Annotated in this window: 11 protein-coding genes; 6 read left to right on the top strand and 5 right to left on the bottom strand. The window is 38.6% G+C overall.

Going from position 1 to position 13,351, the window contains the following annotated elements:
* Window position 1: 1 nt before the first annotated feature.
* From ACMGDK_RS01465 to ACMGDK_RS01455, 3 genes are all read left to right on the top strand, one after another.
* Window positions 2–1,048, top strand: coding sequence for an HlyD family secretion protein (locus ACMGDK_RS01465; RefSeq protein WP_436806290.1), 1,047 nt, complete (start codon window positions 2–4; stop codon window positions 1,046–1,048).
* A gap of 281 nt (window positions 1,049–1,329) precedes the next feature.
* Window positions 1,330–2,892, top strand: coding sequence for an MFS transporter (locus ACMGDK_RS01460; protein ID WP_436806289.1), 1,563 nt, complete (start codon window positions 1,330–1,332; stop codon window positions 2,890–2,892).
* An 18-nt stretch (window positions 2,893–2,910) separates the two neighbouring features.
* Window positions 2,911–4,296 carry an aldehyde dehydrogenase gene (locus tag ACMGDK_RS01455; protein ID WP_436807243.1) on the top strand — a complete coding sequence of 462 codons (1,386 nt, stop codon included), beginning with the start codon at window positions 2,911–2,913 and terminating at the stop codon, window positions 4,294–4,296.
* Window positions 4,297–4,330: 34 nt separating this feature from the next.
* On the opposite strand, the gene ACMGDK_RS01450 is transcribed toward ACMGDK_RS01455, so the two are convergent.
* Window positions 4,331–4,903 carry a thioredoxin family protein gene (locus ACMGDK_RS01450; protein ID WP_436806288.1) on the bottom strand — a complete coding sequence of 191 codons (573 nt, stop codon included), beginning with the start codon at window positions 4,901–4,903 and terminating at the stop codon, window positions 4,331–4,333.
* 80 nt (window positions 4,904–4,983) lie between these two features.
* Here ACMGDK_RS01450 and ACMGDK_RS01445 point away from each other — a divergent pair, with 80 nt between their 5' ends.
* The 3 genes from ACMGDK_RS01445 to ACMGDK_RS01435 all read left to right on the top strand — a co-directional run bounded on the left by ACMGDK_RS01445 (window position 4,984) and on the right by ACMGDK_RS01435 (window position 7,499).
* A complete protein-coding gene (locus ACMGDK_RS01445) occupies window positions 4,984–5,868 on the top strand; it encodes a lysophospholipid acyltransferase family protein (RefSeq protein WP_436806287.1) in 885 nt (294 codons plus the stop codon).
* A gap of 5 nt (window positions 5,869–5,873) precedes the next feature.
* Window positions 5,874–6,851, top strand: coding sequence for a glycosyltransferase family 2 protein (locus ACMGDK_RS01440; RefSeq protein ID WP_436806286.1), 978 nt, complete (start codon window positions 5,874–5,876; stop codon window positions 6,849–6,851).
* A 90-nt stretch (window positions 6,852–6,941) separates the two neighbouring features.
* Window positions 6,942–7,499 (top strand): 3'-5' exonuclease, encoded by a 558-nt coding sequence (locus ACMGDK_RS01435; protein ID WP_436806285.1) that lies wholly within the window; start codon window positions 6,942–6,944, stop codon window positions 7,497–7,499.
* Between the two features lie 71 nt (window positions 7,500–7,570).
* On the opposite strand, the gene apaG is transcribed toward ACMGDK_RS01435, so the two are convergent.
* The 4 genes from apaG to ACMGDK_RS01415 form a co-directional block, all read right to left on the bottom strand.
* Window positions 7,571–7,945 (bottom strand): Co2+/Mg2+ efflux facilitator ApaG/CorD, encoded by a 375-nt coding sequence (gene apaG / locus ACMGDK_RS01430; RefSeq protein WP_436806284.1) that lies wholly within the window; start codon window positions 7,943–7,945, stop codon window positions 7,571–7,573.
* A 95-nt stretch (window positions 7,946–8,040) separates the two neighbouring features.
* Window positions 8,041–9,297, bottom strand: a complete 1,257-nt coding sequence (odhB, locus tag ACMGDK_RS01425) for a 2-oxoglutarate dehydrogenase complex dihydrolipoyllysine-residue succinyltransferase (RefSeq protein ID WP_111958135.1) — start codon at window positions 9,295–9,297, stop codon at window positions 8,041–8,043.
* 41 nt (window positions 9,298–9,338) lie between these two features.
* Window positions 9,339–12,155, bottom strand: coding sequence for a 2-oxoglutarate dehydrogenase E1 component (locus tag ACMGDK_RS01420; protein ID WP_436806283.1), 2,817 nt, complete (start codon window positions 12,153–12,155; stop codon window positions 9,339–9,341).
* Between the two features lie 124 nt (window positions 12,156–12,279).
* Entirely contained in the window at window positions 12,280–13,320 is a 1,041-nt protein-coding gene (locus tag ACMGDK_RS01415) for an SRPBCC domain-containing protein (RefSeq protein WP_111958139.1), read from the bottom strand.
* Between the last annotated feature and the right edge of the window lie 31 nt (window positions 13,321–13,351).

Here is a 13,351-nt window from a genome sequence, read left to right as displayed (position 1 = left end):
TATGGCAAAGAAACAACTGACACAAAAGGAAAAAAGAATCAACAAGTCGATTACGCTTTTGGCCTGGATCCTGATCATCAGCGGTATTACAGGAATGGTAGGCTTTTATCTTTTCTCAAGGAAAAATGTCACCACGAACGATGCCCAGATCGAACAGTATATTACCCCGGTTTCCAGTAAAGTTTCGGGATTCATTAAAAAGATACAGTTTGAAGAAAACCAGTTTGTCCATAAAGGAGATACCCTGATCGTGATCGACAACAGAGAGTTCATCAACCAGGTAAAAATGGCTGAAGCTGGTCTTCATGCCAATGCAGAAAATATCACAACCATTGAGAGCGGTGTCAATACAAAGGAAAGTGATTCAAAGATCATTGATGCCAAAATAGCTTCAGCAAAAATTGATATATGGAGAACGGAACAGGATTTTAAAAGATATAAAAACCTGGTGTCTGAAGATGCCGCAACCGAACAGCAGTTTGAGAATGTAAAAGCTTCTTATGAACAGGCGAAAGCTAATCTTTTAGCCTTAGAACAGCAAAAAAATGCAGTAAAAGCCGGTGCTAATGAACAGCAGACTAAAGTAGCCCCGGTAAAAAGCCAGATCCAGCAAAGCTCTGCAAGCCTGAACAATGCCAGACTTTTTCTTTCATACACAGTGATCACAGCTCCGTACGATGGCTGGATAGGCAGAAAAACAATCCAGGAAGGACAGCTGATCAAAGAAGGCCAGGCTCTGGTACAAATTGTAAGCAAGGAAAAATGGATCATTGCCAACTATAAGGAGACACAACTCGGGCAAATCGATACGAAACAGGAAGTAACAATTACCGCAGACGCTTATCCTGATATTGAGTTTAAAGGAAAAGTGGTTTCCGTATCGCCTGCATCAGGTTCACAGTTTTCTCTGGTAAAACCTGATAATGCTACAGGAAACTTTGTCAAGATCGAACAGAGATTTCCGGTAAAAATCATTCTCGATACCAATCAAAATAACGAAAAACTGCTTTCCGGCATGAATGTGCTGGTGAGTGCGAAAAAAATATAGAGTTTAGAGTGAAGATAGCCAATATAGGATAACTCAAATCATCACACTAGCATATCCCACATGCATAAACACCTGGATTAGATTTTTTTTTAGCGGAAAGACAGAATTGCAGCGACAGGCTTCTGATTATTCTTTAGCGTTTGTCATTTACCTTTTACTTTTACACTCTGCTCTTTTGCCTTTCCGCATTTTATTTTTGATCAAATAGCGAAAAAACATCTATGCACATTCCCAACAATATATTTTAACAAATCACCCAATTATCATATTTATACATTCTCATGCAACATAATACGGTTTATCATAAATGGGTCCCGCAATGGCTGAAACTGCCGCTTCTGGTGCTGGCATTATTTCCCCACCTGATGTTGTTGTCGCTTTTGCATTCCAACAGTGCCTTCACTTCTTCTTTTATGGATGTAGATTCAGATGACATCCAGTATTTAATGATTTTGATGTATGGAACCTTTGTAGTCACTCTTTTGGTTTTACAGAGATTTATGGCTTATTTCAGTGTTAAATATTATGTTTTGCTGATGTCTTCCATTTCTGTGATTATTCTTTATGTTCTGTCGGTTACCAATAGTTATCCCGTCATTCTGGTCATACGATTTCTGGAAGGAATTTTCGGGCTGCTAGAAGGTGCTATTTTTCTTCCGCTGATCATTGCTGAATTGAAAACCAAACACGCTAAGGTAATCGCCTATCTTTTCATGTATACCATTATGCTGACAGGCGGAACAATCACTACATCATTATTGAAATCAAGCATTGAAAATTATGATTTCCGGCATATGATCTTGATGATGGTTTATTTTCATGTTTTTGTCCTCATTATCGGAATCGCCCTTTTCAATACCAACAGATTTTTCCCTAAAATGCCGCTTTATCAACTGGATATTACAAGTTGGTTCCTGTTATGGGCCTGCCTTCAGTCAGGAGGATATTCCATCATTTACGGAAAAAGACTGATGTGGTTTGAGTCGGATACCATTATCATATGTCTTTTTATATTTCTTCTTTCGGGAGGATTGTTTATGCTCAAGCAGAGAAATTCCAAAAGACCGATCTTTCATTTTGAAGTATTCAGCTCAAAAAATGTCATTGCCGGAATGATCCTGTTTTTCATTTTTTATCTGATCCGCTCAGGACTGAATAATGTATACAGCATTATGGTGACGGTCTGGAAATGGCCATGGGATTATATTGTCAATATTCAATACTGGAATGTTGCCGGAACGCTTATGGGTATTGTTCTCTCCGGAATCTGCCTGATGCGTGGCGTTTCCTCAAGGATCGTTTTCTTTACCGGATTTCTGCTGCTGGCAGCAGACTGTGCATGGTTTACGTACACATTCTATCCTGACACTACCCTTTCCACGATCTGCCCGCCTTTATTCCTGCAGGGAATTGCCCAGGGTTTGCTTTTTACTCCGCTTGTTTTTTTTCTTATTTCCGGAACACCGGAAGAATATGTTGCCAATGCAACAGCTCTGGGAACCACAACCCGTTTCTGGACCACTGCTATTGGGTATGCCTTAATGCAGAACCTGATGCTTTTCTTAACGTTAAAACATTCAGATACTTTAAGCTTTAATCTTACAGATACCAATCCGGTTTTTTACAGTCAATGGAACCAGATATTCGGAGCTCAACTCTCTAAACTACCTGTGAATGAGTCTTTATCAGTGACTGCCGGAGCCTTTAAAGCAAAAATAACAGCCCAGTCTATCCTCCTTTCCAATATGGAAATTTTTACAGGATTGTTCTGGCTTGCTTTGATCACTGCGTTCGCTTTACTGCTGTATCATCCTGTGAAAATTGCAGTGAGAAATATTATGTAATTTTAGGCCGAAAATTTGCTGTACTTTCCGAAATTTGATGGTATGGAAATTCAGGAAATCGTAGATTGTCAGAAAGCTTTTTTCAAGACACAACAAACAAAGAATATCAAGTTCAGGAAAATGTATCTTGAAAAGCTTCGGGATATCATTATAAAGAATGAAGAGCTTTTGTATGAAGCTATTTACAAAGATTTCGGCAAATCTAAATTCGACACTTTTACAACAGAAATTTCCTTTGTTCTGAATGATATTAAGTATTATCTGAAGAACTTAAATATACTTTCAAAACCTAAAAGAGTAAGAACCAATCTGGTCAATCAACCGGGGAAAAGCAAAATTTATCCGGAACCTCTAGGAAATGTTCTTGTTATAGGTGCATGGAATTATCCTTATCAATTGTCGCTTTCTCCTGTAATTGCTGCGCTGGCGGCAGGAAACTGCTGTATTTTAAAGCCAAGTGAAATTGCAGAAAACACGATGAAGGCAATGGCAAAAATCATCAATGAAAATTTTCCTCCCGAATATCTGTATGTGTATGAGGGCGGTATTGATGAAACCACAGAGCTTTTAAAGTTAAAATTCGACAAAATATTCTTTACCGGAAGCACTAAGGTTGGAAAGATCGTTTATCAGGCAGCTGCAGAACATTTAACGCCTGTAGTTCTTGAATTAGGAGGCAAATCGCCTGCAATTGTAACCAAAGATGCAGATCTTGACATAGCAGCCAAAAGAATTGTCTGGGGGAAATTTCTCAACGCCGGACAAACCTGCGTGGCTCCTGACTATCTGCTGGTTGAAGAATCCATCCATGAACAGTTTCTGGAAATGCTGAGAAAATATATTTTAGAATTTAAATACGGCCCGGAATCCGATCAGTATACGAGAATTATCAATCAAAGAAACTTTCAGCGGCTGATAAAACTGATCAATAAAGAAAAAGTTTATTTTGGAGGAAATTTCGACGAAAAGAAACTCTTTGTAGAGCCTACTCTTCTAAATAATGTAAGCTGGGAAGATGATGTCATGCAGGAAGAAATTTTCGGACCGATACTACCTGTCATCAGCTTTACGAATTTCAATCTGGTTCTTACTACTATTCTGGAACTTGAAAAACCACTTGCTGCCTATCTTTTTACCCAAAACCCAGAAGAAAAAGAAGCTTTCACTATGAAACTGTCGTTTGGCGGCGGATGCATTAATGACGTGATCATGCATTTAGGAAATGACCGTCTTCCTTTTGGAGGAGTTGGAAATTCCGGTATTGGAAATTATCACGGGGCTTATGGATTTGAAGCCTTTTCGCATCAGAAATCCATTCTGGAAAAAGCAACCTGGGGTGAACCGAATATTAAATATCCTCCATATTCTGAAAAAAAATTAAGCTGGATCAGGAAACTGTTATAAATAAAAACCGGGAAAAATTTCCCGGTTATATTTTTTATGACTTTGGAGCCCACTGGTCAAAGAACTCTTTTACTTTTTCTTTGCTGTATCCTTTTCCTTCTTCAAGAACAGAACTGTCTTTTAAAACATGAATCATTTTTCCGTTTTTATCCAAAACTATGAAAAAAGGATAGCCAAGCTTTTCTTTAATGTCCACATATTTAGCAAAAACTTTTTCATTTTTATTATCAGGAGAGTAATTCAGGTGATAATACAGATAGTTTTTATCTACGGTTTCCTTCAACTCAGGAGTACTTTGAACAAAATTATTAAAACGCAGACACCAGATACACCAGTTTCCACCTGCCTGGATCAAAATATTTTTACCTTCTTTTTTAGCCTGGGCAATTAGCTTGTTAATATCAGCCTCAGCATTTGCTTTAGGATCATAAGGTTTGGGAAGTTTTGCTTTTTCCTCACCTGCTTTCTTCTTCGCATCCAGCTCTGCATGATCAGGTTTTACCAGAAGGGCATTATCCTGCTTTCTTGTTTCCGGTACATTTTTGGCATCCTGGGAAAAAGCAAGTACGCTTAGTCCAAGGAAGGCTATGATCGACAATTTTTTCATAACATAAAAATAAAAAAAATAATACTTATTGCAAGCAAAAATAGAACCATAATTTTATTATCACTAGATTTGCATGTTTTATGAATTTCCTAATCAAAATATTATATTTCATTTCTAAACTTCCGCTTAAAGTATTGTATATTTTTTCGGACGTTATGTTCTTCTTAAATTACTATCTGGTAGGCTACCGGAAGAAGGTAATCACCCAGAATCTCCGAAACTCTTTTCCTGAAAAGTCTGAGGAAGAAATAAGAAGCATAAGAAAGAAATTTTATCTGAATTTTTCGGATTATCTTGTAGAAACCATTAAATCTTTCAGTATCTCTGAGACGGAATCCCGGGTAAGAATGCAGCATATCAATCAGGAAGCATTCCATGAGGCTAAAGCAGAAGGTAAAAATGTTATCATGCTTGCCGGACATGTCTTTAATTGGGAATGGATGAATGCTTTCGCAAGAATTATTCCGCAGAAGCACTGTCATCCGGTTTACAGAAAAGTGAATAGTGATTTCTGGGAAAATCAGATGAAAAAAGTGAGGAATAGGTTCGGAAATGAAGCTTTGGAGGCCAATGAAGTGATCATGAATATCTTCAGGTCTAAAAATGACGGTGAATCCACTTATATGTTTGTAGCAGACCAAACCCCGCATGTTGCTCACGTCAATTACGGATTAGAATTCCTGAATCAGAGGACTCCCGCATTTATAGGATATGATAAACTGGCTACCAGAATGGACCTTGCCTTCATTTACTGTGAAATGAAGAAAGTAAAACGGGGATATTACCAGGTAAATTATCACAGGATCTATCCTGACGGTGAAAAATTTACAGAACATGAAGTGGTAAGGAAATTTCATAAGCTTCTGGAAAATACTTTACACAAGCACCCGGATAATTATCTTTGGTCTCACAGAAAATGGAAGTACCAGGAATCTATCAAAACGTTTGACGCTGAAAAAATATAATTCTGATGTCTAAAAATTTAGCAGTTGTCATTTTAAACTGGAACGGTAAAAATTGGCTTGAGAAATTTCTTCCCAGTGTTGTCGGTTTTTCTCAGGAGGCGGATATTTATATAATAGATAACCTTTCTACCGATGATTCCACAGAATTTGTACAGACTCATTTCCCTGTGGTAAAAATCGTTAAAAACAATCAGAATTATGGCTTTGCAGGAGGATATAATGAGGGTTTAAAGGAGATAAAAAACGAATATTACTGTCTTCTCAACTCTGATGTGGAGGTTACCGAAAACTGGATCAATCCTGCATTGGATTTACTTCAAAAAAATCCTTCCATTTCAGCTGTACAGCCTAAAATCTTATCTTTCAACAATAAAAAACAGTTTGAATTTGCCGGTGCTGCGGGAGGTCTTATTGACAATCTGGGTTATCCTTACTGCCGCGGACGTGTATTTGACGATCTTGAGGAGGATAATGGCCAATATGATGATGAAACAGAAATTTTCTGGGCCTCAGGATGCTGCTTTTTTGTACGTTCAAAAGATTTTTGGGAGCAAAATGGTTTCGATGAAAGGTTTTTTGCTCATCAGGAAGAGATTGATCTTTGCTGGAGACTGATTAATTCGGGGAAGAAGATCTTCTATACAGGAAAATCAAAAGTATATCATGTTGGCGGCGGAACCCTGAATAAGCAAAGTGCGCAGAAAACTTATTTAAACATCAGAAACAATCTTTCTATGATGTTGAAAAATCTGCCGTTTCCTAAATTGATAGGACTGATATTTTTCAGGCTGTGCCTAGATGGAATTGCCGGAATTTATTTTGGATTAAAGAATGGCTTTCCACACCTTTGGGCTGTTGTGAGGGCTCATTTCGGCTTTTACGGGCAACTTCCGGGAACATGGAAACTACGTCAAAAACACCAGAAAAACACATTCTACCAGTCGGAATGGCTCATCTTCAGACATTTTTTAGGTAGAAAATAAATTCATAACTTCAAACATTTTAAAACTTTAAACCCTGAACATTAAACTACCAAGTCATAACCCACAATTCATAAATTATAACTCAAAAAAATGGATTTCTGCGCAATAGATTTTGAAACAGCCACTCATGAAAAAAGCTCAGCGTGCGAAATGGGTATTTGTGTTGTTCAGGATTCGAAGATTGTGGAAACGAAAACCTGGCTGATTAAACCACCGAGCTTTCCTTATTTCAGCAGATTTAATATTGGTGTTCACGGGATAACTCCGGAAGATGTGAAGGATGCCCCTACTTTTGATGAGATCTGGTATGAAGCTGAAGAAATGATGTACGGAACCCTGATGATTGCACATAATGCAAGTTTTGATGCAGGGGTTTTAAGGGGCTGTTTTGAGCATTACGGGATGTTTGCCCCAAAACTGAATTATCTTTGCAGTATTCAGCTGGCTAAAAAATCATGGAATTATCTTCCGAAATACGGACTGAAACATCTGGCGGAACATCATCAAATCAGCCTTAACCATCACCGGGCCGGAGACGATGCGGAAGCCTGTGCAAAAATTTCGCTGCTGGCTTTTGAAAAATTAATCATCACTGAGAATGAAGAAATACATGATTCTTTCTTAAATAAGTATATTAAAAAACTATAATAAAGCCTTTACTTCCGGCTGTTATTTACAATCAGTATGATTTCCTACACCAATCTCAAAAAGGAATACTCCTAATTACTTAACACTTCAGACAGCAGATTGAACTTTGGAATCTCAATTTCAAAAGTTTCCTGGGTCTCCATGTTTTTAACAAGGTATTTGCCGCTCATATTCCCTACTCCGGACCTAAGCATTACATTAGAGAAATAAGCGAAATTTTCGCTTACAGGAATCTCTGGTGTCAATCCTATTACACCATCTCCTGTAATCTCAGTATATCCAAAACCTACATCGAAGATTAACCATTTTCTTTTCAATACTTTAATTGGAAAGCTGCCGTCATTTTCTATCGTAATATTATACTTGAAGACGTAACGGTTTTCAGATGGATAACTGTTTTTACTATCATATTCAGGTATTACTGAAACTTTGATATTGGAAGTCATTTTTGAGAACATCATCTTAGTATTTCTTTAACAGATACAAAAATCTCGCCTTTTTTAAGGCGAGATTGTAAGTTATAGTATAATTTTAATAAAATCTATAATCCAAGGCCTTTTCTTTCGTCGCCGCCCATTAGTATTTCAACAGGGTTGTCGATACCTTCTTTCACAGCTACAAGGAATCCTACAGATTCTTTTCCGTCAATAATTCTGTGGTCATAAGACATGGCTACGTACATCATTGGTCTAATCACTACCTGCCCGTCAACCGCTACCGGTCTCTGGATGATGTTGTGCATTCCAAGGATAGCAGACTGTGGAGGATTGATGATTGGTGTAGACATCATAGATCCGAAAGTACCACCGTTTGTAATAGTGAATGTACCGCCAGTCATTTCATCAACTGTAATTTTACCGTCTCTTACTTTAGTTGCAAGATCTTTGATATTGGCTTCAACTCCAGCGAAAGACATGTTTTCAGCATTTCTCAATACCGGAACCATTAATCCTTTAGGACCTGAAACTGCAATTGAGATATCACAGAAATCATAATTGATCTTGTAATCTCCGTCGATAGATGCATTTACATCCGGATACATTTGTAACGCTCTTGTTACCGCTTTTGTAAAGAAAGACATAAAGCCTAGTCCTACTCCGTGCTTCTGAGCAAATTCTTCTTTATATAGTTTTCTTAATCTGAAGATTTCAGACATGTCAACTTCGTTGAAAGTCGTCAGCATAGCTGTTTCATTCTTTACAGAAACTAATCTTGAAGCGATTTTTCTTCTTAGAACTGAAAGTTTAGTTGTTGTTGTCGTACGTGCACCTGTTGCAGTAGAAGGGCTTCCTCCTAAAGCAGGAACAGCAGCTAATTCTGCATCAGTCTTAGTGATTCTTCCGTCTCTTCCGCTACCTGAAACCTGTCCAGCCTCAATACCTTTCTCATCAAGAATCTTTTTAGCTGCAGGAGATGGAGCTCCTGTTGCATACGTTTGTGGAGCCGGTGCCGGAGCAGCTGGTTTTGGAGCTTCCTGTTTAGCTGGTTCAGCAGCTTTTGGAGCCTCTTCCTGTTTTGGAGCTTCTGCAGCCGGAGCACTTGCGCCTTCAGGTTTTGCAGCATCCATATCAATTAAACAAACTACCTGGCCAACCTGTACTACATCACCCTCTTCTGCTTTTAACGTGATTACACCGCTTTGTTCTGCAGGCAATTCAAGAGTTGCTTTATCTGAGTCTACTTCTGCGATTGGCTGATCTTTTTCTACATAATCACCATCTTTCACAAGCCAAGTTGCAATTTCAACTTCTGTAATGGATTCTCCCGGTGAAGGAACTTTCATTTCTAAAACTGACATATTGAGTATTTTTTATTTTTTTAATTGGGTATTATTCTTAATTACGCTGTAACGGGTCTTTTTGCAGGAGCATCATCTCTGTCGAAAACTCTGTTGATCACTGCATTCTGGTTTTTCTCAAACATTTTGTGACTTCCCGGAGCCGGAGCACCGCTTGGTACCGGAGCTACTACCTGGATTCCCGTATCTCTGAAGTTTCTCAGGATATAAGACCATGCTCCCATGTTTTCAGGCTCTTCCTGAGCCCAAACCAATTGTGTCCTGTTACCATACTTGCTGAAGATTGTTTCTAATGCATCTGCCTGAAGCGGATACAGCTGCTCCAATCTTACCAGTGCAATATTTTCACAGTTAAGTTCCTCTTTCTTCGCTAATAATTCGAAGTATAATTTACCTGAACACAATACTAATTTTTCAACTTTTTTAGGATCTGCTGTAGGATCGTCCAATATCGGCTGGAATGAACCGTTTGCAAAATCTTCTAGCGGAGAAACCACTTTCGGGTGTCTCAACAGAGATTTAGGGCTCATTACGATCAACGGTTTTCTGAATGTCCATTTCAGCTGTCTTCTTAATAAGTGGAAGTAGTTAGCAGGTGAAGTGATATTGGCTACCACCATATTTTCGTTCGCACAAAGCGTTAAGAATCTTTCTAATCTTGCTGAAGAGTGTTCTGCACCCTGACCTTCTGAACCGTGAGGCAATAGCATTACCAATCCGTCCTGGATCTTCCATTTTTCTTCTGCAGCAGCCAGATATTGGTCAACGATGATCTGAGCACCGTTCACAAAGTCCCCGAACTGAGCTTCCCAGATGGTCAGCGTGTTAGGAGAAGCCATTGCATACCCGTAGTCGAAACCTAAAACTCCGTATTCTGAAAGGTGAGAGTTATATACATCAAATCTGCTTTCGGACACATGTCTTAACGGGATATACTCTTCTTCTGTATCTTCAGTTTTTACCACCGCATGTCTGTGGGAGAATGTTCCTCTCTCTACATCTTCTCCGGAAATTCTCACGTTATGCCCTTCCACAAGAAGCGTTGCATAGGCTAACCATTCTCCAAGAGCCCAGTCTAATGAATTTCCTTCGATAGCCTTAACACGGTTATCAAACAGTCTTGTAATTTTATTGATGAACTTTTTATCAGCAGGAAGAGATGACATTTTAATCGCCAGCTCTTTAAGTTTAGCCAGGTCATATTTTGTATCTACAGGTATCTGAACTGCACCTCTTTTTCCGATTGGATAATTGGTCCAGTCTTCTGCCATGAAAAGATCCATTGCATTTTTTTCGATCTCTTTGGAAGCATCAAAGTCTTTATCTAAAAGCGCTTTGAAATCTGATTCCATTTTTGCAATAAGATCATTGGAAGTAATGCTGTCCTTAAGCAATTTATCTTTATAAATTTCTCTCGGATTCGGGTGTTTAGAAATTAGTTTATACAAATTAGGCTGCGTGAATCTAGGTTCATCACCTTCATTGTGTCCATATTTTCTGTATCCTAATAAATCGATATACACGTCTTTACCAAATTTCGCTCTGAAATCTGCTGCAAAATGCATGGCATGAACTACCGCTTCAGCATCATCAGCATTAACGTGCATTACCGGAGATTCGGTAACTTTCGCAATGTCTGTACAGTATGTTGAAGATCTTGCGTCAGCATAGTTTGTGGTAAATGATACCTGGTTATTAACAACGATGTGAACAGTTCCTCCTGTTCTGTATCCTTCTAAGGTCATCATCTGAGCCACTTCATAAGCAATACCCTGACCAGCAATAGCACCGTCACCATGGATTACGATAGGAAGGATCTTGGAGCCGTCTCCTTTGTATTTGTCGTCTATCTTAGCACGGCAGATCCCTTCTACAAGAGCTGCTACGGTTTCAAGGTGAGACGGGTTCGGCGTAAGGTTGATGGCCACTTCTTCTCCGGAAGCTGTTTTCACTTTTTTAGATGATCCTAAGTGATATTTAACGTCACCTGAGAATACATCTTCTTCAAATTCTTTTCCTTCAAATTCTGAGAAGATCTGCTTGTAAGATTTCCCGAAAATGTTTGATAAAACATTCAGTCTTCCTCTGTGGGCCATTCCCAATACCACTTCATCAACTCCAAGTTGAGAAGATCTTGAGATCAGCTGATCCAATGCCGGAATTAATGTTTCACCTCCTTCCAGAGAGAATCTTTTCTGTCCTACAAATTTTGTGTGAAGATAGTTTTCAAAAGCTACTGCCTGATTCAATTTTAATAAAATCTCAGTTTTCTCATTAGCAGAAAGGCTTGGGTGGTTTTCGTTCACCTGAAGCCACTTCTTAATGAAATCTTTTTCTTCAACATTGTTGATATACGTATACTCTACTCCGATAGAATCGCAGTAGATATTTTCCAAATGCTGGATCAGGTCCTGTAATGTAGCAGGCTCTTTCATTCCTGTTTCAACAGCACAGTTAAATTTTGTATTTAAATCCTCTTTACTCAAACCGAAGTTCTCGATGTCTAAAGTAGGCGTGTAGTGTCTTCTTTCTCTGACAGGATTTGTTTTTGTGAACAGGTGCCCTCTTGTTCTGTAAGCCTCGATAAGGTTTACTACCTTGAACTCTTTTTTGATGTGCTCAGGAACCTCTCCTCCGGCTACTGCCTGAGAGATCTGCTGTACTGCCGGAGCAGCGTTGGCCGGAGCCTGGATATATTGGATGTTATCGTCATCTCCATAGTTCTCCAAAGCAAAATCAAAGCCTTGAAAAAAGGCTTTCCATGATGGCTCTAAAGAATCCGGGAATTTTAAGTACTGTTGGTATAAATCCTCAATTAACTGAGAATGAGCTGCGTTTAGGAATGAAAATCTGTCCATTATTACAGTTTATCTATTATTAAAATTTATTTGTAGAATTAATCTTCAAATTTAATAAAAAAAACCGAGTTAAGACAGCCTGAAACCGTTAAAAAAAATTAAGAAAAAAATAATCTGAAAAAAATTACTTAAACACTGATAATGAGAGCTTAATGTTCACCTCCTGCCCTTCAATGGGACGTTCAATAAAGGTCTGCCGGATATCTCCGAAGCGCATCTCGTCTTTTTTAGCCTTCTGAATCAGCTGCTGAACCGCCCGTATTCTGCCCTCGTAGCTTCCTTTGTAGTACATCACATAATTTTGAGAAGGATTTACAGTCCGGAAATTGAAATTGTTATCCGGAACTCCTATCTTTTTGGAAAGAGGAATTCCCAGGAAATAAGAAACTTCTTTGTCTTTGTAATTATCGGCATCGGTAATCAACACCGGGAAGCCAAATTCGTCGTCTTTTTTACCGAGATCCATTGTGACATAGTTATAAACTTTGCTGTAATTCATAACGATGTTTTTATAGAGAGCTTCTTTCTTGTTTGACGCACTCACGTTGATGCCCAGCAACAGCTTATCTTCCTCGTTTTCCACCATGAGACTGTCATATTTGATGGAAGCCATCTGGTTATCTTTTTCCACTTTATTGCCCAGAACATTTTTCAGATTGACCATGCTTTTATTAATATTTTCGGCAAACCGGTCTTCCGTCCAGAAATTTTCCACTCTTCTGAACACGGAAAGTTTAGGCGTGTGCACATACCACGTAATCTTTGTTTTGTCCGCAGAAACAGGCTTGAACTGAACATCCACCACCGTTGGGCTTTCATTCCTGTCTTCAAAAAGCTGATATCTCAGGCTTTTAGCAGGATTTTCATACCGGATGAACATTTCTCCGTCCGTATCATTTTTCGGATCTACATAGCTTATTGCACTTCCCTGACCTTCGTAAGGGGTATAATAATCGATATCAATTGACGGTGAACTTGTAAAAAAATTGTTCCAGCGGGTAAAGTGCTGAAGATTATTAAACTGGGAAAAGACTTTATCTATGGGATAATCGACTTCTTTTTCTATTTTAAAATCCTTGTTTTCGTCCACGAAAAAATACATGGAAGCAGCATAGGCTCCTACCACAAGAACAAGAATTACGGCTATTATTTTAAAAAAACGCATTACGCAAAAGTAAGACAAATAAAAAAAGTAA

This window comes from Chryseobacterium hilariae (genome assembly GCF_051400735.1).
In the GTDB taxonomy this organism is placed as follows: domain Bacteria; phylum Bacteroidota; class Bacteroidia; order Flavobacteriales; family Weeksellaceae; genus Chryseobacterium.
The sequence above is the reverse complement of the archived record's forward strand: the minus strand, read 5'-3'. Positions and strand labels throughout refer to the sequence as shown.

Bases quoted from the DNA above. Each gene is read 5' to 3' on its own strand.
- odhB (WP_111958135.1), bottom strand. From the start codon at position 9,297: ATGTCAGTTTTAGAAATGAAAGTTCCTTCACCGGGAGAATCCATTACA.
- ACMGDK_RS01450 (WP_436806288.1), bottom strand. From the start codon at position 4,903: ATGAAAAAATTGTCGATCATAGCCTTCCTTGGACTAAGCGTACTTGCT.
- ACMGDK_RS01460 (WP_436806289.1), top strand. From the start codon at position 1,330: ATGCAACATAATACGGTTTATCATAAATGGGTCCCGCAATGGCTGAAA.
- ACMGDK_RS01415 (WP_111958139.1), bottom strand. From the start codon at position 13,320: ATGCGTTTTTTTAAAATAATAGCCGTAATTCTTGTTCTTGTGGTAGGA.
- ACMGDK_RS01440 (WP_436806286.1), top strand. From the start codon at position 5,874: ATGTCTAAAAATTTAGCAGTTGTCATTTTAAACTGGAACGGTAAAAAT.
- ACMGDK_RS01420 (WP_436806283.1), bottom strand. From the start codon at position 12,155: ATGGACAGATTTTCATTCCTAAACGCAGCTCATTCTCAGTTAATTGAG.
- ACMGDK_RS01435 (WP_436806285.1), top strand. From the start codon at position 6,942: ATGGATTTCTGCGCAATAGATTTTGAAACAGCCACTCATGAAAAAAGC.
- apaG (WP_436806284.1), bottom strand. From the start codon at position 7,945: ATGACTTCCAATATCAAAGTTTCAGTAATACCTGAATATGATAGTAAA.
- ACMGDK_RS01445 (WP_436806287.1), top strand. From the start codon at position 4,984: ATGAATTTCCTAATCAAAATATTATATTTCATTTCTAAACTTCCGCTT.
- ACMGDK_RS01465 (WP_436806290.1), top strand. From the start codon at position 2: ATGGCAAAGAAACAACTGACACAAAAGGAAAAAAGAATCAACAAGTCG.